Raw genomic sequence first — 20,819 nt, 5'->3', positions numbered from 1 at the left:
TGGAGTAGATAATGCAGTTCTCTAAAATGCATGGCCTCGGCAACGACTTCATGGTTGTTGATGCGGTAACGCAGAATGTTTTCTTCTCACCGGAGCTGATTCGTCGCCTTGCGGATCGGCATCTTGGCGTTGGCTTCGACCAGCTGTTGGTTGTCGAGCCGCCGTACGATCCCGATCTGGACTTCCACTACCGTATCTTCAATGCTGACGGTAGCGAAGTCTCGCAGTGCGGCAACGGCGCGCGCTGCTTCGCCCGCTTTGTCCGTTTAAAAGGCCTGACCAATAAACGTGATATCCGCGTGAGCACCGCCAACGGGCGTATGGTATTAAGCGTAACGGAAGATGATCTGGTGCGCGTTAACATGGGCGAGCCGAATTTCGAGCCGTCTCAGGTCCCGTTCCGCGCTAACAAAGCGGAAAAGACCTATATTATGCGCGCGGCTGAACAGACAATATTGTGCGGCGTCGTCTCAATGGGCAACCCGCACTGCGTGATTCAGGTCGATAACGTGGACACCGCCGCGGTTGAAACCCTCGGTCCGGTAATGGAAAGCCACGAACGTTTTCCGGAACGCGCCAATATCGGCTTTATGCAGGTAGTGGAACGCTCCCATATTCGTCTGCGCGTCTATGAACGCGGCGCAGGCGAAACGCAGGCCTGCGGCAGCGGCGCCTGTGCGGCGGTGGCGGTCGGTATCCAACAGGGGTTACTCGCCGAAGAGGTACGCGTGGAATTGCCAGGCGGGCGTCTCGACATCGCCTGGAAAGGTCCGGGTCAACCGTTGTATATGACTGGCCCGGCGGCACACGTCTACGACGGATTTATTCATCTATGAAACAGATCGGGGAAGAACAGCAGGAACTCGCCACAGCGCTCGACGACAGCGCGGTAGTAGATTATCTGCTGCAAAATCCTGAGTTCTTTATTCGTAATGCGGCGCAGGTAGAGCATATCCGCGTCCCGCATCCGGTGCGCGGCACCATCTCGCTGGTAGAGTGGCATATGCTGCGGGCGCGTAACCATATCAACGTGCTGGAAGAGAACATGACGCTGCTGATGGAACAGGCGACGGCCAATCAAAGCCTGTTTCAGCGCCTGTTCCATCTGCAGACGCGGCTGGCGTCCGCCGATAGCCTGGATGAAATGCTCAACCGCTTTCATCGTTGGGCGCGCGAGCTTGGCCTGGCGGGCGCAACGGTGCGCCTGTTTCCGGACAGCTGGCATCTCGGCGCGCCGTCTAAATTCACCCATCTGGCGCTGAGCCGGCAGGCGTTCGAACCCATTCGTATTCAGCGGCTGGGCCAGGCACGTCACTATCTTGGTCCGCTGAACGGGCCAGAGCTGCTGGTGGTGCTGCCGGATGCGAAAGCTATCGGCTCGGTGGCGATGTCGCTACTGGGCGATGATGACGCGCCGGGGGTGATGTTCTTCAGCAGCCGCGATCCACAACATTATCAGCAAGGCCAGGGAACACAGCTACTGCAGGAGATTGCGCGCATGCTGCCCGGCCTGCTGGAGCGCTGGATTGAACGCGCATGACCGACTCCCCGCTATTCGCCTGCGTCGACCGCTTCCTGCGCTATCTCGGCGTTGAGCGCCAGCTTAGCCCGATTACGCTCACGAATTACCAGCGTCAGCTGGAAGCGCTGATCGCGCTGGCGGATGATGCCGGGTTAAAAAGCTGGCAGCAGTGTGACGCCGCTCAGGTACGTAGCTTTGCGGTGCGTAGCCGCCGCGCGGGCTTAGGCCCGGCGAGCCTGGCGCTGCGGCTTTCCGCCCTGCGCAGCTTTTTCGACTGGATGGTCAGCCAGGGCGAGCTGGCCGCTAACCCGGCGAAAGGGATTGCGGCGCCGAAGATCCCCCGCCATTTGCCGAAAAATATCGACGTTGATGATGTGAATCGGCTACTGGATATCGACCTCAACGACCCGCTCGCGGTGCGCGACCGGGCGATGCTGGAAGTGATGTACGGCGCGGGGCTGCGTCTTTCTGAGTTAGTTAACCTTGATATTAAGCACCTTGACCTGGAGTCAGGGGAAGTGTGGGTGATGGGGAAAGGCAGCAAAGAGCGCCGCCTGCCAATTGGGCGCAACGCGGTAGCGTGGATCGAACACTGGCTGGATTTGCGCGGCCTGTTCGGCGGCGATGACGATGCGCTGTTTTTGTCGAAGCTGGGTAAGCGCGTTTCAGCGCGCAACGTGCAGAAGCGGTTTGCCGAGTGGGGAATCAAGCAAGGGCTCAATAGCCACGTGCATCCGCATAAGCTGCGGCACTCCTTCGCGACGCATATGCTGGAGTCGAGCGGCGATCTGCGCGGCGTGCAGGAGCTGCTGGGGCATGCCAATCTCTCCACTACCCAAATCTATACCCATCTCGATTTTCAACACCTTGCCTCGGTGTACGATGCCGCGCATCCGCGCGCTAAACGGGGGAAATAATGCGTTTTTACCGACCTCTGGGCCCGATCTCCGCGCTGACGTTCGACCTGGATGACACCCTTTACGATAACCGCCCGGTGATTGACCGGACGATGCAGGAATCGCTGACGTTTGTGCGTAATTACCATCCGGCGCTGAGCCAGTTTGATGCAAGCGATCTCAACCGCCTGCGCCAAACGTTATTGACCTCAGAACCCGAGATTTATCACGATGTCACCGTCTGGCGCCATCGCGCGCTGGAGTTAGGGATGCGTAATGCCGGGCTCTCCGCCGCCGAGGCGAAAGCCGGCGCCGATGCGGCGATGGAAAATTTCGCCCACTGGCGCAGCCGCGTCGATGTGCCGCAGGAGACGCACGATACGCTGGCGAAGTTGGCGCAGAAATGGCCGCTGGTGGCTATCACCAACGGTAACGCTCAGCCGGAACTGTTCGGGCTGAATGACTATTTCCGTTTCGTGCTGCGCGCGGGTCCGGATGGCCGCTCCAAACCGTTTGCCGATATGTACCATCTGGCGGCGGAGCGTCTGGATTTGCCGCTCGGGCAGATTCTGCATGTCGGCGATGATCTGACCACCGACGTGGCGGGCGCTATTCGCTGTGGAATGCAGGCCTGCTGGATCAAGCCACAGGACGCCTCGTTGATGAAAACCGCCGATAGCCGCCTGCTGCCGCATATTGAAATTTCACGGTTGGCATCTCTGACCTCGCTGATATAATCACCAGTAACTCTGTATATATTAACAGGGGTTCGTGGAACCCCTTCTCTTCCGGCGGTGCCAATGGACGTTTCTTACCTGCTCGACAGCCTTAATGACAAACAGCGTGAAGCCGTAGCGGCCTCGCGCACCAATATGCTTGTTCTGGCAGGGGCGGGCAGTGGTAAGACGCGCGTACTGGTGCACCGTATCGCCTGGCTGCTGAGCGTGGAAAACTGCTCGCCGTATTCCATTATGGCGGTGACCTTTACCAACAAAGCGGCGGCGGAGATGCGCCACCGTATCGGCCAACTGATGGGCACCACCCAGGGCGGTATGTGGGTCGGCACCTTCCACGGCCTGGCCCATCGCCTGCTACGCGCCCATCATCTGGATGCCAACCTGCCGCAGGATTTCCAAATCCTCGATAGCGAAGATCAGCTGCGCCTGCTGAAGCGCCTGATTAAGGCGATGAACCTGGATGAGAAGCAATGGCCGCCGCGTCAGGCGATGTGGTACATCAACAGCCAAAAAGATGAAGGGCTGCGCCCGCACCATATTCAGAGCTACGGCAACCCGGTCGAACAAACCTGGCAGAAGGTGTATCAGGCCTATCAGGAAGCCTGCGATCGCGCCGGGCTGGTGGACTTCGCCGAGCTGTTGCTGCGCGCGCACGAACTGTGGCTGAACAAACCGCATATCCTGCAGCACTACCGCGAGCGCTTCACCAATATTCTCGTCGACGAATTCCAGGATACCAACAACATTCAGTATGCCTGGATCCGCCTGCTGGCGGGCGATACCGGCAAAGTTATGATTGTCGGCGATGATGACCAGTCGATTTACGGCTGGCGCGGCGCGCAGGTCGAAAACATTCAGCGCTTCCTGAATGACTTCCCGGGCGCGGAAACTATTCGTCTGGAGCAGAACTATCGTTCAACCAGCAATATTCTCAGCGCCGCCAACGCCCTGATTGAAAACAACAACGGGCGGCTGGGCAAAAAACTGTGGACCGACGGCGCCGACGGCGAGCCCATTTCGCTGTACTGCGCCTTCAACGATCTTGATGAAGCGCGTTTCGTGGTTAACCGAATTAAAACCTGGCAGGAGAACGGCGGGGCGCTGGAGCAGTGCGCCATCCTCTACCGTAGCAACGCCCAGTCGCGCGTGCTGGAAGAGGCGCTGCTGCAGGCCAGCATGCCTTACCGTATCTACGGCGGCATGCGCTTCTTCGAACGTCAGGAAATCAAAGATGCGCTCTCTTATCTGCGCCTGATTGCCAACCGCAACGACGACGCGGCGTTTGAGCGTGTGGTCAATACGCCTACCCGCGGCATCGGCGATCGGACCCTGGATGTGGTGCGCCAGACCTCGCGCGATCGTCAGCTGACGCTGTGGCAGGCCTGCCGCGAGCTGCTGAAAGAGAAAGTGCTGGCAGGCCGCGCTGCCAGCGCTCTGCAGCGTTTTATGGAGCTTATCGACGCGCTGGCGCAGGAAACCGCCGATATGCCACTGCATGTCCAGACTGACCGGGTCATTAAAGATTCCGGCCTGCGTATGATGTACGAGCAGGAAAAAGGCGAGAAGGGCCAGACCCGTATCGAAAACTTAGAGGAACTGGTGACGGCGACGCGCCAGTTCAGCTACAACGAAGAAGATGAAGATCTGATGCCGCTGCAGGCGTTCCTCTCCCACGCCGCGCTGGAAGCGGGCGAAGGGCAGGCGGATACCTGGCAGGATGCGGTACAGCTGATGACTCTGCACTCGGCGAAAGGGCTGGAGTTCCCGCAGGTGTTTATCGTCGGCGTTGAAGAAGGGATGTTCCCGAGCCAGATGGCGCTTGATGAGGGCGGTCGTCTGGAGGAAGAGCGTCGTCTGGCCTACGTCGGCGTGACGCGCGCGATGCAAAAACTGACGCTGACCTACGCCGAAACCCGCCGTTTGTACGGTAAAGAGGTTTACCATCGCCCATCGCGCTTTATCGGCGAGCTGCCGGAAGAGTGCGTGGAAGAGGTGCGGCTGCGAGCGACGGTGAGCCGCCCGGTTAACCATCAGCGTCTCGGTACCCCGGTGGCGGAGAACGATACCGGCTATAAGCTGGGCCAACGAGTGCGGCATCCGAAGTTCGGTGAAGGCACCATCGTCAACCTTGAGGGCAGCGGTGAGCATAGCCGGCTGCAGGTGGCTTTTCAGGGGCAGGGAATTAAATGGCTGGTCGCCGCCTACGCCCGCCTCGAAACGGTGTAACTTTAAGAAAAATATAATTTTTTTGTAATAATCTGCTAGCCTTATATGCTAAAGGGCAGGATTTGCTCTTTAGCGTTCCCTTGCGTGTTGACGCCGTTTTGGCGCTGGCGTAACATGCGCGCACGATTACGCTAAGAGGACATTCGCCTTGGACACACCCAGTAGATGCTGGCTCAACTTCCTGTCATTCAGGAACAACTCCTAAGGCTATCCCCTTATGCCGATAGCCTTAGCGGTTGTCGGCGACCCGTCCCATTCCCGTCGCTCTGAGTCAGGCTTAATGGTCTGAAACCCAAATAGTTTCTGTGTGCCCATCGAACTGTCCGATAAATTTTTTGTATTGGGAGTCCCGGTCATGCTGAGCGCATTTCAACTGGAAAATAATCGTTTAACGCGCCTTGAGGCCGATGAGATCAAGCATCTTGCCAGCTCGGTGTGGGTCGATCTGGTCGAGCCAGACGATGACGAACGTAGCCGTGTGCAAACGGAGTTAGGCCAGAACCTGGCGACGCGCCCGGAACTGGAAGACATCGAAGCGTCAGCGCGTTTCTTTGAAGACGAAGATGGTTTACACATCCACTCCTTTTTCTTTTTCGAAGATGCCGACGATCACGCCGGTAACTCAACCGTGGCGTTTACCATCCGCGAAGGCCGCCTGTTTACATTGCGCGAGCGTGAACTACCCGCTTTTCGCCTGTACCGCATGCGCGTGCGTAACCAGACGCTGGTCGACGGCAACGCCTATGAGCTGCTGTTAGATCTGTTCGAGACCAAAATCGAACAGCTGGCGGATGAGATAGAAAACATCTATAGCGACCTGGAAAAGCTGAGCCGCGTGATTATGGAAGGCCATCAGGGCGATGAGTATGACGAAGCGCTGTCGACGCTGGCGGAACTGGAAGATATCGGCTGGAAAGTACGTCTCTGTCTGATGGATACCCAGCGCGCGCTCAACTTCCTCGTGCGCAAGGCGCGTCTGCCGGCAGGCCAGCTGGAACAGGCGCGAGAGATCCTGCGAGATATCGAATCCCTGCTACCGCACAACGAATCGCTGTTCCAGAAGGTAAACTTCCTGATGCAGGCGGCGATGGGTTTCATCAATATCGAGCAGAACCGCATTATCAAGATCTTCTCGGTGGTTTCGGTCGTGTTCCTGCCGCCGACGCTGGTGGCGTCCAGCTACGGGATGAACTTTGAGTTTATGCCGGAACTCCACTGGAGCTTTGGTTATCCGGGAGCCATCGTGTTTATGATGTTGGCCGGCCTGGCGCCGTATCTCTACTTCAAGCGTAAAAACTGGCTGTAGTTGTTGTGCCGGATGCGCTTCGCTTATCCGGGCCTACGTGTTGTGCTTTTGTAGGCCGGATAAGGCGTAGCCGACATCGGGTAATATCCTATCCCCGACGCCCCCGTCTTTGCGTATATACCGCATCCATCACGAATATCGCCAGCGCCACCCAGATAAAGGCGAAGGTGACCATTTTATCCGTGCCCGGCACTTCACCGTAGAACGTTACCGCCAGCAGGAACATCAGCGTCGGGCCGATATACTGGAAAAAACCCAACGTCGACAAGCGCAGGCGGGTCGCCGCGCCGGTGAAGCACAGCAGGGGGATGGTGGTTACCACACCCGCTGCCATTAGCAGTAAATTGAGCGACCAGGGGTTGTCTCCCATATGGCTGGTTGGGCTATCGGTGATGCCGAAAAGCCAGATCGCCGCCACTGGCAGCAGCCATAGCGTTTCCACCAGCATGCCGGTCTGCGCATCGACGGCGATTTTCTTACGTACCAGTCCGTAGAAGGCAAAGCTGAAGGCTAGCCCAAGGCCGATTACCGGCAGTGAACCGAAGGTCCAAAGTTGCACCAGCACACCGCAAAAAGCGAGGATCACCGCCAACCACTGTAGACGGCGAAAGCGTTCGCCGAGGAAAATCATTCCCAACAGAATATTCACCAGCGGGTTAATGAAGTAGCCGAGGCTAGCTTCCAGCATATGGTGGTTATTGACCGCCCAGATAAAGAGCAACCAGTTGCCGCCGACCAGCACCGCAGAGAGCGCCAGCAGGAGGATCTTTCGCGGGGTTTTAAGCAGTTTTTTTACCTGCGGCCACTGGCGGCTGACGCTGATGAGCGCCACCATGAAAAAGAAAGACCAGATCACGCGATGCGTCAGGATTTCATCGGCGGGAACGTAGTAAATAAGTTTGAAGTACGCCGGCGCGATACCCCAGATAAAGTAGGCGGCCAGCGCCAGCATAACGCCCAGCCGCGTTTGTTTTGCGTCCATTGGTATAATCCATTGCCAAAAAGAGTGATGTTACTCGATCTGCGGCAATCAACCCACCATATAGGTAGCCGTGGCGCTGGCGATATAAACCTGCTCTTCGTTATGCAACTCGACGCGGGCCACGGCGACTTTGTTTCCGGCGCGCAGCAGGCTGCTGGTGGCGGTAAAACGCTCGCCGCGGCCAGGGCGTAAGTAATCGACGCGCAAATCGATAGTTCCCATCCGCGAGAGGCGCTGGCGCAGCTCTTCTTCATTGATAGTGTCATGGCGAGTCAGGGTGCTGCCGACGCAGACCAGTCCAGCGGCGACATCCAGCGCAGAGGCGATAACGCCGCCGTGCAGAATACTCTGCGCCCAATTGCCTACCATCATCGGCTGATTATTAAAGCTGAGCTGGGCAAACTCTTTTTCATAACGTTCCAGCTCAAGCCCCAGCGCACGGTTAAAAGGCATGTGATAAACAAAAATCTCTCCCACCAGCTTTAGCGCGGCGGCGGCGGTCAGTTCAGACATAGCAGAAGTCCATTCGTTAATGAAATGTTGATTTTATGCTTCAAAAATATTGATTTCCACTTTCGGAGGCGATAACGCAGCGGGAGGCGGATAAACAGGTAGAATGGCAGCAGGACAAAACATTAATAAGAACCCTTCTTCAGGAGAACAGTAATGCGTATCTCTTTGACCTGGCTGCTGGCGCTTAGCGCGCTGCCGGCCAGCGTTCTGGCGCAGGACGCGCCGCTTAATCAAGCCGTTCATGACAAACCCGCGGTGCGGGGCAGCATTATCGCCAACCTGCTGCAGGACCATGATAATCCGTTCCTGCTTTATCCTTATGAGAGCAACTATCTGCTCTATACGTGGACCAGCGATCTCAATAAAGAGGCAATTCGTAGTTACGACTGGGCCGATGACGCGCGTAAGGATGAGGTGAAGTTCCAGCTCAGCCTGGCGTTCCCGTTGTGGCGCGGCATCCTTGGCGATAATTCGCTGCTTGGCGCTTCCTATACGCAAAAATCCTGGTGGCAGCTCTCTAACAGTAAAGGCTCGGCGCCGTTTCGCGAAACCAACTACGAGCCTCAGCTCTTCCTTGGCTTCGCGACGGATTATGAGTTTGCCGGCTGGACTTTGCGCGATATCGAAGTCGGCTATAACCACGATTCCAATGGCCGTTCCGATCCAACGTCACGTAGTTGGAACCGCCTGTATACTCGCCTGATGGCGCAAAACGGTAACTGGCTGGTTGAAGTGAAGCCGTGGTATGTGGTCGGCAGCACCGATGATAACCCCGATATCACCAAATACATGGGTTACTACCGCCTGAAGATTGGCTACCAGCTGGGGGAGGCTATTCTTAGCGCTCAGGGGCAATATAACTGGAATACCGGCTACGGCGGCGCGGAAGTCGGGGTCAGTTATCCTATTACCAAACATGTGCGCGCCTATACTCAAATCTACAGCGGTTATGGCGAATCACTAATCGACTATAACTTCAATCAGACGCGCGTCGGCGTCGGCGTGATGCTCAACGATCTGTTTTAATCGTTGCACTCTGGCTCGCAGGCGCTGAAAATAGCGCCTGTTTTCTTTTCAGGCGAATGGGGTCAACGTGGCACAGGCGGAAGTATTAAATCAGGAATCGCTGGCTAAGCAGGTTTTACAAGAGACCTTCGGCTACCAGCAGTTCCGCCCGGGCCAGGAATCGATCATCGCCACGGCGCTGGAAGGCCGCGATTGCCTTGTAGTGATGCCGACCGGCGGCGGTAAGTCGCTGTGCTACCAGGTACCTGCATTGGTCCTCGGCGGCCTGACGGTTGTCGTGTCGCCGCTGATTTCGCTGATGAAAGACCAGGTCGATCAGCTGCTGGCGAACGGCGTCGCCGCGGCCTGTCTTAACTCGACGCAGAGCCGCGAGCAGCAGCAAGAAGTGATGGCGGGCTGCCGCAGCGGGCAGATTCGTCTGCTGTATATCGCGCCGGAACGCCTGATGCTGGACAACTTTCTCGAGCATCTGAGCCACTGGAACTTAGCGATGCTGGCGGTAGATGAGGCGCACTGTATCTCGCAGTGGGGCCATGATTTCCGCCCGGAATATGCCGCGTTGGGCCAGCTGCGCCAGCGGATGCCGCATATTCCGTTTATGGCGCTCACCGCCACCGCGGATGACACCACCCGCCGCGATATTGTTCGCCTGCTGGGGCTCAACGATCCGCTGATTCAGGTCAGTAGCTTCGATCGCCCCAATATCCGCTATATGCTGATGGAGAAATTTAAGCCCCTCGATCAGCTGATGCGTTACGTCCAGGATCAGCGCGGTAAATCAGGGATTATCTACTGTAACAGCCGTTCTAAAGTTGAAGACACCGCCGCCAGGCTGCAAAGCCGTGGCATCAGCGCGGCGGCCTACCATGCTGGTCTGGAAAATGATATTCGTGCCGACGTGCAGGAGAAATTCCAGCGCGACGATCTGCAGATCGTGGTGGCGACGGTGGCCTTCGGTATGGGCATTAACAAGCCGAACGTCCGTTTTGTGGTGCACTTTGATATCCCGCGCAACATTGAATCCTATTATCAGGAAACCGGCCGCGCCGGGCGTGACGGGCTGCCGGCGGAAGCGATGCTGTTTTACGATCCGGCGGATATGGCGTGGCTGCGCCGCTGCCTGGAGGAGAAGCCCGCCGGGCCGCTGCAGGATATTGAACGTCATAAGCTGAATGCGATGGGCGCCTTTGCCGAAGCGCAGACCTGTCGCCGTTTGGTGCTGCTGAACTATTTTGGCGAAGGGCGTCAGGAGCCGTGCGGCAACTGTGATATCTGTCTTGATCCGCCAAAGCAGTACGATGGCTTAATGGATGCGCGTAAGGCGCTTTCAACTATTTATCGGGTGAATCAACGCTTCGGGATGGGCTACGTGGTTGAAGTACTCCGCGGCGCCAACAATCAGCGTATCCGCGACCTGAACCACGATAAACTGCCGGTGTACGGCATTGGTCGCGAGCAGAGCCACGAGCACTGGGTGAGCGTGATTCGCCAGTTAATCCACCTCGGACTGGTGACGCAAAATATTGCCCAGCACTCCGCGCTGCAGCTCACCGAGGCCGCGCGTCCTGTACTGCGTGGTGAAGTCCCGCTGCAGCTCGCCGTGCCGCGTATCGTGGCGCTAAAACCGAAAGCGATGCAGAAATCCTTCGGCGGCAATTACGACCGCAAGCTGTTCGCCAAGCTGCGTAAATTACGTAAAGCGATCGCCGACGAGGAGAATATCCCGCCATATGTCGTGTTTAACGACGCGACGCTTATTGAGATGGCCGAACAGTCGCCGCTTACCGCCGGGGAGATGCTTAGCGTCAACGGCGTGGGGACCCGTAAGCTTGAGCGCTTCGGTAAAGAATTCATGGCGCTGATACGTGCTCATGTCGATGGCGATGATGAGTAGTCAGCCGCGGGAAAAGGTGCCAGAATAGTTTCCTTCTTCACTATTTCCCTGCGAGTTAAACATGTTGATGCTTTTTCTCACCGTGGCGCTGGTGCACATCATTGCGCTAATGAGCCCGGGGCCGGATTTTTTCTTCGTTTCGCAAACCGCAGTGAGCCGTTCGCGCAAAGAGGCGATGATGGGCGTGCTGGGGATCACCGGCGGCGTGATGGTCTGGGCGGGCGTCGCGCTGCTCGGCTTGCACCTGATTATCGAGAAAATGGCCTGGCTGCATACGTTGATTATGGTCGGCGGCGGTCTCTATCTGTGCTGGATGGGCTATCAAATGCTGCGCGGCGCGTTAAAGAAAACCGACGTTGTCGCGGCGGAACCGCAAGTTGAGCTGGCGCGTAGTGGGCGCAGTTTCCTGAAGGGCCTGCTGACTAACCTCGCCAACCCGAAAGCGATTATCTACTTTGGTTCGGTCTTCTCGCTGTTCGTTGGCGATAACATTGGCGCCGGCGCGCGCTGGGGGATTTTCCTGCTGATCGTTCTTGAAACGCTGGCGTGGTTCACCATCGTGGCCAGCCTGTTCGCACTGCCGCAAATGCGCCGCGGCTATCAGCGGATGGCAAAGTGGATAGACGGCATCGCGGGAACCCTGTTTGCCGGTTTCGGCATCCATCTGATTATTTCGCGTTAACGTGTTATGCGATTCCCCGCCCGGTTTGTTGCCGGGTGGGGTTGATATTAGTGACGAAGACGCTGTAGCTCATCGCTGGTCAAACCGGTCATTTCCAGGATCGCATCGTCATCAATGCCGCGATTGAGCATCGCTGCGGCGACCTGTAAAAGGGCCTGTAGTTTTCCTTCTTTGATGCCTTCTTTGATGCCTTCTTTAATGCCTTCTTTGATGCCTTCTTTAATGCCTTTCTCTCTGCCTTCTGCGAGCCACGTTTCTGCCAGAGTCATTAGCATTCCTCCATGCTGCGGCACACGCTGTGCCAGCCCATAAAATAGCGCCCGAATATCCTGTGCTTCCCCCGCCTGAGCCATATATTTTATCAGCACGGCGATTTGTTGTCCGCTCATCTGCTCCAACATTAAGAGGTGGGTCAACTTGTCCAGTAGTTGTGCCATATCGCGTTGGCGAATATGTTTTTGCACCAGCGTCAGGGCCGCCATGCTGCGGTGTTGCATGATTTCATCATCAGGAATCACAGTAATATCGACCAGCGGAAAAGCGCCAGAGTAGAGTTGATGAGCAAGGAGCGAGTCGTCAAAATTATCCAGCCAGTTTAACGACCAGGGATAGGGGCTGCGGCGTCCTTGATAAAAGAGAATGGGAATCACCAGTGGTAACGTTTTATGACCATTCTCCAGATGCCTCTGCATGGCGGCGATGGCGTAGCGCATTAGACGGAATGCCATCAGTTTATCGGGTGAACTTTGGTGTTCTATCAGAACATGGACATAACCCTGGCCGCGCGTTGTCTCCAGTGAATACAGAATGTCGCTGTAATAGGGCCGCAGGTCATCCTCCAGGAAACTCCCAGATTCCAGTCGTAGCGTATCCAGTTTGCAAACCTGAATTAACGCCGGCGGAAGGTGGATCTCGATAAAATCGCGCGCCGTTTCGACCCGCGACAAAAAGGTCTTAAAGACTGCATCATGAGGGGTTGCCGTTTCCGCCATTTTCGTTCATCCGTGAAGAAACCCAATGGTGGCATTCTGGCACTGAAAAGGCGGGGCCGACAGCGCGCGGATAAAGTCTCTTTCATCTTTTCGCGCCAGCACGCGTGATAATACGACTACGGCCGCAAGTGGCCTCGAGCTGTGCGAGCGCCATTCCAGTTTCAGGCATGACGGGCGGAAGCGAGCAGCGCTCCCACCAGCATAAACAGCGAACCAAACACTTTATTCAGCGCCTTCATCTGCTTCGGACCTTTAATCCAGGCCGCAATGCGCTGCGCCAGCGTCGCGTAACCGATCATCACAATGATATCGACCACAATGGTGGTGACGCCAAGTACCAGGTACTGCATCACCTGCGGCTGATGCGGGACGATGAACTGGGGAAACAGCGCGGCGAGGAAGACGATACTTTTGGGGTTGGTCAGATTGACGAACACCGCGCGTTTATAGAGCTTACCGCGGCTTTGAGTGCGCGCCAGCGTATTCAGGTCGATTGAACCCGCCGCCCGCCATTGCTGGATCCCCAGCCAGATAAGATAAGCCGCGCCCGCCCATTTCAACACTTCAAATGCCAGTACCGAGCGTGAGAAGAGCGTGCCCAGACCGACGCCAACCAGCACGATATGAATGGCCAATCCGGTTTGCAGGCCGGCAATAGAGGCTGCCGCGCCGCGATAGCCGTGGTTGATGGATGTGGTCATGGTATTAATCGCGCCGGAACCCGGCGACAGGCTGAGAATGATTGATGTCAGCAGATAAGCGAACCACCACTCGAAGGTCATGAGAATCTCCCTGATTGTCTATTTTTATGCCACAATACGCTATTGCATCAGCATTGTGTGATGTGCGACAAAAAAACGATTTTCAGCGGTTAACAGGGGTGTAAACCCGATGTTTGGGCAGCAAAAGGACTGGGACACACGAGAAAACGCGTTTGCGGCCTTTACCATGGGGCCGCTGACGGATTTTTGGCATCAGCGGGAAGAAGCTGAATTTACGGGCGTCGATAAGGTTCCGGTACGCTTTGTGCGCTTTTGCGCCGCAAATAATGACCGGCTGGTGGTTATTTGCCCCGGCCGCATCGAAAGCTACGTGAAGTACGCCGAACTAGCCTACGATCTCTTCCACAGCGGCTTTGACGTAATGATTATCGATCACCGCGGTCAGGGGCGCTCAGGTAGGTTGCTGTCTGATACCCACCGCGGTCATGTTGTGCGCTTTAGCGACTATGTTGACGATCTGGCTGCGCTTTGGCAGCAGGAAGTGGTGCCCGGCCACTGGCGTAAACGTTTTATTCTCGCCCACTCGATGGGCGGCGCCATTGCCACGCTGTTCTTGCAGCGTCACCGGCAGCATTGCGACGCCATTGCCTTATGCGCGCCAATGTTTGGCATCATCATGCGCCTGCCGGACTGGATGGTGCGCCATATTCTCGACTGGGCTGAGGGCCATCAGCGTATTCGTGAAGAGTATGCCATCGGTACGGGCCGCTGGCGGGCGCTGCCGTTTTCGCTCAATGTATTGACTCATAGCCGTCAGCGCTATCGTCGCAACCTGCGTTTTTATGCTGACGATCCGCGGCTGCGCGTCGGCGGGCCGACCTATCACTGGGTGCGCGAAGGTATTCTGGCCGGTGAAGAGATATTGGCTGGCGTCGAGAAAGATACGACTCCGACGCTATTGATTCAGGCCGAGGATGAAAGGGTGGTCGATAACCTGATGCACGACCGCTATTGCGAACTCCGTTCCGCTGCCGGACACCCTTGTGAAGGCGATAAGCCGCTCGTTATTGAAGGGGCATATCACGAGATCCTTTTTGAAAAGGACGCTATGCGCTCAGTCGCGCTAAATGCCATCGTCGATTTTTTCAATCGACATACTTAATCCGACGATAGATCTCGTCGCCCTGCTTAGAGGTTAAATTTTTTATGTACCAGGTTGTTGCGTCTGATTTAGATGGCACGCTGCTTTCCCCCGACCATTTCCTCACCCCCTATGCCAAAGAAACGCTGAAGCTACTCACCGCGCGCGGGATAAATTTCGTTTTCGCCACTGGTCGTCACTATATCGATGTGGGACAGATCCGCGATAATCTCGGCATTAAGTCGTACATGATCACCTCTAACGGCGCCCGCGTACACGATAGCGAAGGAAAACAAATCTTCGCCCATAACCTCGACCGCGATATCGCCAGCGATCTGTTTGAGATGGTGCGTAACGATGTGAAGATTGTGACCAACGTCTATCGTGAAGATGAATGGTTTATGAATCGCCATCGCCCGGAAGAGATGCGCTTCTTCAAAGAGGCGGTATTCAACTACAAGCTTTATGAACCGGGCGAGCTGGATGCGGATGGCATCAGCAAAGTTTTCTTCACCTGTGAAGATCATGAACATTTGCTGCCGCTTGAGCAGGCTATCAACGCGCGCTGGGGCGACCGCGTGAATGTGAGTTTCTCCACGTTGACCTGCCTTGAAGTGATGGCCGGCGGTGTATCGAAAGGGCATGCGCTGGAGGCCGTCGCGAAAATGCTTGGCTACAGCCTCAAAGAGTGTATCGCCTTTGGCGACGGCATGAACGACGCCGAGATGCTGTCGATGGCCGGTAAAGGCTGCATCATGGCGAACGCCCATCAGCGGTTGAAGGACTTGCATCCGGAGCTGGAAGTGATCGGCAGCAACGCCGATGATGCTGTACCGCATTACCTGCGCAAGCTGTACCTCGATTGATAAAGATTGACGATTGGCTAATAACTGGTCAGTCGTCAACCTCTCTCTCCGCTACAATGCCTGTTCTTTATTCAATGAGACGACCATTGTGGCGCTATTAATTATCACCACTATCCTGTGGGCCTTTTCGTTTAGCCTGATTGGCGAATACCTTGCCGGTAGCGTCGATAGCTATTTTTGCGTGCTGATGCGCGTGGGCCTGGCAGCGCTGGTGTTCCTGCCTTTTCTGCGTACGCGCGGCCAGCCTCCGCGTACCATCGTGCTCTACATGTTGGTAGGAGTGATGCAGCTTGGGATTATGTATTTGCTGGCTTTCCGCGCCTATCTCTATCTGACAGTCTCCGAATTTCTGTTGTTTACGGTCTTTACCCCGCTGTATATCACCCTGATTTACGATCTGATCAGCGGCCGTAAACTACGCTGGGGCTATCTGCTTAGCGCGGCGCTGGCGGTGTTAGGGGCGGCGATCATCCGCTATGACAAAGTCAGCGATCACTTCTGGACCGGGCTATTGCTGGTGCAGCTGTCGAATATCTGTTTCGCCATCGGTATGGTGGGCTACAAGCGTCTGATGGAAGTCCGTCCAATGCCGCAACACAATGCCTTTGCCTGGTTCTATGCCGGCGCCTTTATCGTGGCGGTAGCGGCGTGGTTTATGCTGGGCAATCCGCAGAGGTTGCCGTCCACCGGTCTGCAGTGGGGGGTTCTGGTATGGCTGGGCGTGGTCGCTTCCGGGTTGGGTTACTTCATGTGGAACTACGGCGCGACGCAGGTGGATGCCGGTACGTTGGGGATCATGAATAACGTTCACGTCCCCGCCGGGCTGCTGGTTAACCTTGCTATCTGGCAGGAGCAGCCTCACTGGCCGAGCTTTATCATTGGCGCGCTGGTAATCCTGGCTTCGCTATGGGTCCATCGCCGCTGGGTCGCTCCGCACTCCGTACAAACGGCAGATGATCGCAAGCGTGATTCCGCGCTGAGCGAATAAACGCTTCTGTTACCGGCTGGCGTTGCTCGCCATCGCGCACCGCGGCGTACAGCCGGCTCCACAGTCCTTCTCCCAGGGTTTTGGTGACAATCAAACCCTGGCGTTCAAAACTTTCCACCACCCAGTGCGGCAGGGCGGCAATACCCATTCGCGCGGCGACCATCTGAATCAGCAGCAGCGTGTTATCGACGCTTTTCAACTGCGGGCTGATCCCCGCCGGTTGCAGGAAGTGGCGCCAGATATCCAGTCGCCCGCGCTGTACCGGATAAATCAGTAACGTTTCCGCAGCCAGATCTTCCGGCGAGATGCGCGTTTTCGCCGCCAGCGGATGTTCCGGAGCTAACACCAGACGAACTTCATAATCAAACATCGGTGAATAGTGCAGGCCGCTACGCGGCAAAATATCTGAGGTCATCACCAGATCGAGTTCGCCCTGCTGCAGGGCTGGCTGCGGGTCAAAAGTGACGCCGGACTGAAAATCAACCTCCACCAGCGGCCAGCGGGCGCGGAAGCTTTCCAGCGCCGGGGTGAGCCACTGAATGCAGCTATGGCACTCGATCGCCAGCCGCAGACGGGTCTGCTGAGGTTCGTTGCAGTCCTGCAACGCGCGGGCGATCTGCGGCAGCACCTGATTGGCTAACTGCAGCAGAATTTCCCCTTGCGGCGTAAAGCGCAGCGGCTGGCTTTTACGCACAAATAAACGGAAGCCAAGGCGCTGTTCCAGATCGCTAAACTGGTGGGACAGGGCCGACTGGGTTTGGTGCAGGGCTGCCGCCGCGCCCGCCAGCGAACCGCTGTTCCGCAACGCCTGTAGCGTTTTCAGGTGTTTAATCTCGATCATGAATGTCCTTCACTTCGGCATGAATAATTTGCGCTTGAGGAATATACAGTACTTGCGAATTATAGCGGTGTAAACATCTGGATGGCTAAATATAAAAAATTCCATAAGGGGCATAACATGACAATCCTCAATCACACCCTCGGTTTTCCTCGCGTTGGCCTTCGCCGCGAGCTGAAAAAAGCGCAAGAGAGCTACTGGGCGGGCAACGCCACGCGTGAAGAGCTGCTGGCGGTAGGTCGCGATCTGCGCGCTCGTCACTGGGAGCAGCAGAAACAGGCGGGCATTGATCTGCTGCCGGTGGGCGATTTTGCCTGGTACGACCATGTTCTGACCACCAGCCTGCTGCTGGGCAACGTGCCGGCTCGTCATCAGAACAAAGACGGCACCGTCGATATCGATACCCTGTTCCGCATTGGTCGCGGCCGCGCGCCGACCGGTCAACCCGCTGCCGCCGCGGAAATGACCAAGTGGTTCAACACCAACTATCACTACATGGTGCCGGAATTTGTCCAGGGCCAACAGTTCAAGCTGAGCTGGACCCAACTGCTGGATGAAGTGGACGAAGCGCTGGCGCTGGGCCACAAGATTAAGCCTGTACTACTGGGGCCGGTAACCTATCTGTGGCTGGGCAAAGTAAAAGGCGAACAGTTTGATCGTCTAAGCCTGTTGAACGATATCCTTCCGGTTTACCAGCAGGTACTGGGCGAGCTGACGAAGCGCGGCATTGAGTGGGTGCAGATTGATGAGCCGGCGCTGGTTCTGGAGCTGCCGCAAGCATGGCTGGATGCCTTTAAACCGGCTTATGAAGCCCTGCAGGGGCAGGTAAAACTACTGCTGACTACCTATTTTGAAGGGATCACCGACAACCTTGATGTTATCACCGCGCTGCCGGTACAGGGGCTACACGTCGATCTGGTGCACGGCAAAGATGAGGTGGCTGAACTACATAAACGCCTGCCGGCCGACTGGCTGTTATCCGCCGGGCTGATCAATGGTCGTAACGTCTGGCGCGCCGATCTCACGGAAAAATATGCGCAAATTAAGTCGCTTGTCGGTCAACGTGAGCTATGGGTAGCCTCTTCCTGCTCCTTGCTGCATAGCCCGATCGATCTGAGCGTAGAGACCCGTCTTGATGCCGAAGTAAAAAGTTGGTTTGCTTTCGCCCTGCAGAAGTGCGGCGAACTGGCGCTGCTACGCGACGCGCTGAACAGCGGTGATACGACGGCGATCGAGGCGTGGAGCGCGCCAATTCAGGCTCGTCGCCATTCGACTCGCGTACACAACGCGGCAGTGGAAAAAAGGCTGGCGGCAATCACTGCTCAGGACAGCCAGCGCACCAGCCCTTATGCCGAGCGCGCACAGGCGCAGCGCAAACGCTTTAACCTGCCAGCATGGCCGACGACGACGATCGGTTCATTCCCGCAGACAACCGAAATTCGTACCCTACGTCTGGACTTCAAAAAGGGCAATCTTGACGCCAGCCATTATCGGACGGGTATTGCCGAACATATTAAGCAGGCGATCGTCGAACAAGAACGTCTGGGTTTAGACGTGCTGGTGCACGGAGAAGCCGAGCGAAACGACATGGTGGAGTATTTCGGTGAGCATCTGGACGGTTTCATCTTCACGCAAAACGGTTGGGTGCAAAGCTATGGCTCTCGCTGCGTGAAGCCGCCGGTGGTTATCGGCGATGTCAGCCGTCCGCAAGCGATCACCGTCGAATGGGCGAAGTACGCGCAGTCTCTTACCGACAAGCCGGTCAAAGGCATGTTGACCGGTCCGGTAACCATTCTGTGCTGGTCCTTCCCGCGCGAGGATGTCAGCCGTGAAACAATCGCGAAGCAGATTGCGCTGGCGCTGCGCGATGAAGTGGAGGATCTGGAGGCGGCCGGTATCGGTATTATCCAGATTGATGAACCGGCACTGCGCGAAGGTCTGCCGCTGAAACGCAGCGATTGGGATGCTTATTTACAGTGGGGCGTCGAAGCTTTCCGCATCAATGCCGCGGTTGCTAAGGATGACACCCAGATTCATACCCACATGTGTTATTGCGAGTTCAATGACATCATGGACTCTATCGCCGCGCTGGATGCCGATGTGATCACCATTGAAACCTCGCGTTCCGACATGGAACTGCTGGAATCGTTTGAAGAGTTTGAATATCCAAACGAAATCGGCCCGGGCGTTTATGATATCCACTCGCCAAACGTGCCGAGCGTGGAGTGGATTGAAGGGTTGCTGGAGAAAGCCGCGCAGCGTATCCCGGCGGAGCGCTTGTGGGTTAATCCGGACTGCGGCCTGAAAACCCGCGGCTGGCCGGAAACCCGCGCCGCGCTGGCGAACATGGTGCAAGCGGCGCAAAATCTGCGCGAATCAGCCTGATAGATACGCGGAAAACAACAGAGGAGGCCACGGCCTCCTCTTTTCATGTATCAGGCGAGTTACCCTTTTTTACCGCCATATTGAGCAAACCAGGCCAGCATCCGCTGCCAGCCATCTTTGGCTGACTCTTCGTGATAGCTGGCGCGATAGTCGGCATTAAAGGCGTGATCGGCCTCGGGATAGACCACGATCTCGGCGTTCGCATTTGCCGCCCGCAGCGCCTGGCGCATGGTCTCGACGGTATCCTGCGGAATACTGGCGTCTTTAGCGCCGTACAGGCCAAGTACCGGCGCGTTGAGATCGACCGCGATATCCACCGGGTGTTTTGGCGAATTCAGCGATTTTTCTCCCACCAGTTTGCCATACCAGGCGACGCCTGCCTTCAACTGCGGGTTATGCGCGGCATACAGCCAGGTAATGCGCCCACCCCAGCAAAAACCGGTGATCAGCAGACGATGGGCATCGCCGCCGTGGCGCGCCGCCCAGCTGGCGACGTGGTCGAGATCCGCCAGCACCTGTGCGTCCGGCACCTTAGTGACCAGTTCTTTGAACAGGGTAGGGATATCGTTGTACTCATTCGGATCGCCCTGGCGGAAGTAGAGTTCTGGCGCAATCGCCAGATAGCCTTCCTGCGCCAGGCGGCGGCACAGATCGCGAATATGTTCATGTACGCCGAAAATCTCCTGCACCACGATAACGATCGGCAGCGGGCCGTCGGCGTTTTTCGGGCGGGCGTGATAGGCTGGCATATTCTCGCCCTGCGATGGGATCGAGGTTTCTCCGGCGACAATCTGCTCATCCGACGTATGGACGGCGGTCGAGGCGTGCGGCGAGGCTGCAGGTGCGAATCCAGGTTGCTTGGTGGTGGTCATGGTATTCTCCGTACCCTTATTTATTAGCGCAACACTAACTATAGACCCTTTAGTTCGGGCGGTAATAAAGCACAGTGCCTGAAAGCGGCTATCTTTTGTTCTATGACCGTGAATATAACTTGTTAATGTGATGTAGTTCACTATTTGTTGAAAAACAAATGCAATCATTGTTATGCATGGTGACCATCATCACAAAAATAAGCGAGTGGCTTCTGTAAAGTACCCTTTTGC

The 20,819-nt window shown here is 56.4% G+C and carries 20 protein-coding genes; 14 read left to right on the top strand and 6 right to left on the bottom strand.

The window, feature by feature from the left end:
* Positions 1 to 11: 11 nt before the first annotated feature.
* From dapF to corA, 7 genes are all read left to right on the top strand, one after another.
* Positions 12 to 836: a diaminopimelate epimerase gene (dapF, locus tag AC22LX_RS23915; protein WP_032713809.1), complete on the top strand. Its 825-nt coding sequence runs from the start codon at positions 12 to 14 to the stop codon at positions 834 to 836.
* A complete protein-coding gene (locus AC22LX_RS23910; RefSeq protein WP_015368864.1) occupies positions 833 to 1,540 on the top strand; it encodes a DUF484 domain-containing protein in 708 nt (235 codons plus the stop codon). The genes dapF and AC22LX_RS23910 overlap by 4 nt, the downstream gene beginning before the upstream one ends.
* Positions 1,537 to 2,439 (top strand): tyrosine recombinase XerC, encoded by a 903-nt coding sequence (xerC, locus tag AC22LX_RS23905; RefSeq protein WP_487334251.1) that lies wholly within the window; start codon positions 1,537 to 1,539, stop codon positions 2,437 to 2,439. The genes AC22LX_RS23910 and xerC overlap by 4 nt, the downstream gene beginning before the upstream one ends.
* Entirely contained in the window at positions 2,439 to 3,155 is a 717-nt protein-coding gene (gene yigB / locus AC22LX_RS23900; RefSeq protein WP_045395585.1) for a 5-amino-6-(5-phospho-D-ribitylamino)uracil phosphatase YigB, read from the top strand. The genes xerC and yigB overlap by 1 nt, the downstream gene beginning before the upstream one ends.
* A 63-nt stretch (positions 3,156 to 3,218) precedes the next feature.
* The gene (uvrD, locus tag AC22LX_RS23895) at positions 3,219 to 5,381 is read left to right on the top strand and encodes a DNA helicase II (protein ID WP_032709535.1); all 2,163 of its coding nucleotides are present in this window, start codon (positions 3,219 to 3,221) and stop codon (positions 5,379 to 5,381) included.
* A gap of 148 nt (positions 5,382 to 5,529) precedes the next feature.
* The gene (gene ysgD / locus AC22LX_RS23890) at positions 5,530 to 5,586 is read left to right on the top strand and encodes a YsgD/CorL family protein (RefSeq protein ID WP_349815745.1); all 57 of its coding nucleotides are present in this window, start codon (positions 5,530 to 5,532) and stop codon (positions 5,584 to 5,586) included.
* A gap of 150 nt (positions 5,587 to 5,736) precedes the next feature.
* Positions 5,737 to 6,687 carry a magnesium/cobalt transporter CorA gene (gene corA / locus AC22LX_RS23885; RefSeq protein ID WP_002883400.1) on the top strand — a complete coding sequence of 317 codons (951 nt, stop codon included), beginning with the start codon at positions 5,737 to 5,739 and terminating at the stop codon, positions 6,685 to 6,687.
* An 88-nt stretch (positions 6,688 to 6,775) separates the two neighbouring features.
* Here the strand turns inward: corA and rarD are convergent, their stop codons facing one another.
* Both rarD and yigI read right to left on the bottom strand, forming a co-directional pair.
* On the bottom strand, positions 6,776 to 7,669 hold the full coding sequence (gene rarD / locus AC22LX_RS23880; RefSeq protein ID WP_487334250.1) for an EamA family transporter RarD: 894 nt from the start codon (positions 7,667 to 7,669) through the stop codon (positions 6,776 to 6,778).
* 48 nt (positions 7,670 to 7,717) lie between these two features.
* Entirely contained in the window at positions 7,718 to 8,182 is a 465-nt protein-coding gene (gene yigI / locus AC22LX_RS23875; protein ID WP_004097567.1) for an acyl-CoA thioesterase YigI, read from the bottom strand.
* A 153-nt stretch (positions 8,183 to 8,335) separates the two neighbouring features.
* On the opposite strand from yigI, the gene pldA reads away from it, so the two are divergent.
* From pldA to rhtC, 3 genes are all read left to right on the top strand, one after another.
* A complete protein-coding gene (gene pldA / locus AC22LX_RS23870) occupies positions 8,336 to 9,208 on the top strand; it encodes a phospholipase A (protein ID WP_487334249.1) in 873 nt (290 codons plus the stop codon).
* Positions 9,209 to 9,275: 67 nt separating this feature from the next.
* Entirely contained in the window at positions 9,276 to 11,102 is a 1,827-nt protein-coding gene (gene recQ, locus AC22LX_RS23865) for an ATP-dependent DNA helicase RecQ (RefSeq protein WP_015368858.1), read from the top strand.
* Between the two features lie 61 nt (positions 11,103 to 11,163).
* Complete coding sequence (gene rhtC / locus AC22LX_RS23860; RefSeq protein ID WP_045395590.1) at positions 11,164 to 11,784, top strand: threonine export protein RhtC; 621 nt, start codon at positions 11,164 to 11,166, stop codon at positions 11,782 to 11,784.
* 47 nt (positions 11,785 to 11,831) lie between these two features.
* On the opposite strand, the gene AC22LX_RS23855 is transcribed toward rhtC, so the two are convergent.
* A complete protein-coding gene (locus AC22LX_RS23855) occupies positions 11,832 to 12,776 on the bottom strand; it encodes an Rpn family recombination-promoting nuclease/putative transposase (RefSeq protein ID WP_487334248.1) in 945 nt (314 codons plus the stop codon).
* 161 nt (positions 12,777 to 12,937) lie between these two features.
* Positions 12,938 to 13,558: a homoserine/homoserine lactone efflux protein gene (rhtB, locus tag AC22LX_RS23850; protein WP_015368855.1), complete on the bottom strand. Its 621-nt coding sequence runs from the start codon at positions 13,556 to 13,558 to the stop codon at positions 12,938 to 12,940.
* Between the two features lie 109 nt (positions 13,559 to 13,667).
* Here rhtB and pldB point away from each other — a divergent pair, with 109 nt between their 5' ends.
* The 3 genes from pldB (at position 13,668) to AC22LX_RS23835 (ending at position 16,493) form a co-directional block, all read left to right on the top strand.
* Positions 13,668 to 14,660, top strand: a complete 993-nt coding sequence (gene pldB, locus AC22LX_RS23845) for a lysophospholipase L2 (RefSeq protein WP_045395594.1) — start codon at positions 13,668 to 13,670, stop codon at positions 14,658 to 14,660.
* A gap of 44 nt (positions 14,661 to 14,704) precedes the next feature.
* Complete coding sequence (gene yigL, locus AC22LX_RS23840) at positions 14,705 to 15,505, top strand: sugar/pyridoxal phosphate phosphatase YigL (RefSeq protein ID WP_015368853.1); 801 nt, start codon at positions 14,705 to 14,707, stop codon at positions 15,503 to 15,505.
* A gap of 88 nt (positions 15,506 to 15,593) precedes the next feature.
* Complete coding sequence (locus AC22LX_RS23835; RefSeq protein WP_487334256.1) at positions 15,594 to 16,493, top strand: carboxylate/amino acid/amine transporter; 900 nt, start codon at positions 15,594 to 15,596, stop codon at positions 16,491 to 16,493.
* On the opposite strand, the gene metR is transcribed toward AC22LX_RS23835, so the two are convergent.
* Positions 16,381 to 17,334 (bottom strand): HTH-type transcriptional regulator MetR, encoded by a 954-nt coding sequence (metR, locus tag AC22LX_RS23830; protein WP_015703991.1) that lies wholly within the window; start codon positions 17,332 to 17,334, stop codon positions 16,381 to 16,383. The two genes, AC22LX_RS23835 and metR, sit on opposite strands and share 113 nt — an antisense overlap.
* A 117-nt stretch (positions 17,335 to 17,451) precedes the next feature.
* Between metR and metE the strand changes: the two genes are divergently transcribed.
* Entirely contained in the window at positions 17,452 to 19,716 is a 2,265-nt protein-coding gene (gene metE, locus AC22LX_RS23825) for a 5-methyltetrahydropteroyltriglutamate--homocysteine S-methyltransferase (RefSeq protein ID WP_487334247.1), read from the top strand.
* 59 nt (positions 19,717 to 19,775) lie between these two features.
* On the opposite strand, the gene AC22LX_RS23820 is transcribed toward metE, so the two are convergent.
* Positions 19,776 to 20,588, bottom strand: coding sequence for a dienelactone hydrolase family protein (locus tag AC22LX_RS23820; protein ID WP_045395602.1), 813 nt, complete (start codon positions 20,586 to 20,588; stop codon positions 19,776 to 19,778).
* Positions 20,589 to 20,819: the final 231 nt, after the last annotated feature.

The organism is Klebsiella sp. PK01 (assembly GCF_057624675.1).
The sequence above is the reverse complement of the archived record's forward strand: the minus strand, read 5'-3'. Positions and strand labels throughout refer to the sequence as shown.

What these genes read in the sequence shown, in the direction of transcription:
- dapF (WP_032713809.1), top strand. Translation starts at nt 12, where the DNA reads ATGCAGTTCTCTAAAATGCATGGCCTCGGCAACGACTTCATGGTTGTT.
- AC22LX_RS23910 (WP_015368864.1), top strand. Translation starts at nt 833, where the DNA reads ATGAAACAGATCGGGGAAGAACAGCAGGAACTCGCCACAGCGCTCGAC.
- xerC (WP_487334251.1), top strand. Translation starts at nt 1,537, where the DNA reads ATGACCGACTCCCCGCTATTCGCCTGCGTCGACCGCTTCCTGCGCTAT.
- yigB (WP_045395585.1), top strand. Translation starts at nt 2,439, where the DNA reads ATGCGTTTTTACCGACCTCTGGGCCCGATCTCCGCGCTGACGTTCGAC.
- uvrD (WP_032709535.1), top strand. Translation starts at nt 3,219, where the DNA reads ATGGACGTTTCTTACCTGCTCGACAGCCTTAATGACAAACAGCGTGAA.
- corA (WP_002883400.1), top strand. Translation starts at nt 5,737, where the DNA reads ATGCTGAGCGCATTTCAACTGGAAAATAATCGTTTAACGCGCCTTGAG.
- rarD (WP_487334250.1), bottom strand. Translation starts at nt 7,669, where the DNA reads ATGGACGCAAAACAAACGCGGCTGGGCGTTATGCTGGCGCTGGCCGCC.
- yigI (WP_004097567.1), bottom strand. Translation starts at nt 8,182, where the DNA reads ATGTCTGAACTGACCGCCGCCGCCGCGCTAAAGCTGGTGGGAGAGATT.
- pldA (WP_487334249.1), top strand. Translation starts at nt 8,336, where the DNA reads ATGCGTATCTCTTTGACCTGGCTGCTGGCGCTTAGCGCGCTGCCGGCC.
- rhtC (WP_045395590.1), top strand. Translation starts at nt 11,164, where the DNA reads ATGTTGATGCTTTTTCTCACCGTGGCGCTGGTGCACATCATTGCGCTA.
- AC22LX_RS23855 (WP_487334248.1), bottom strand. Translation starts at nt 12,776, where the DNA reads ATGGCGGAAACGGCAACCCCTCATGATGCAGTCTTTAAGACCTTTTTG.
- rhtB (WP_015368855.1), bottom strand. Translation starts at nt 13,558, where the DNA reads ATGACCTTCGAGTGGTGGTTCGCTTATCTGCTGACATCAATCATTCTC.
- pldB (WP_045395594.1), top strand. Translation starts at nt 13,668, where the DNA reads ATGTTTGGGCAGCAAAAGGACTGGGACACACGAGAAAACGCGTTTGCG.
- yigL (WP_015368853.1), top strand. Translation starts at nt 14,705, where the DNA reads ATGTACCAGGTTGTTGCGTCTGATTTAGATGGCACGCTGCTTTCCCCC.
- metR (WP_015703991.1), bottom strand. Translation starts at nt 17,334, where the DNA reads ATGATCGAGATTAAACACCTGAAAACGCTACAGGCGTTGCGGAACAGC.
- metE (WP_487334247.1), top strand. Translation starts at nt 17,452, where the DNA reads ATGACAATCCTCAATCACACCCTCGGTTTTCCTCGCGTTGGCCTTCGC.
- AC22LX_RS23820 (WP_045395602.1), bottom strand. Translation starts at nt 20,588, where the DNA reads ATGACCACCACCAAGCAACCTGGATTCGCACCTGCAGCCTCGCCGCAC.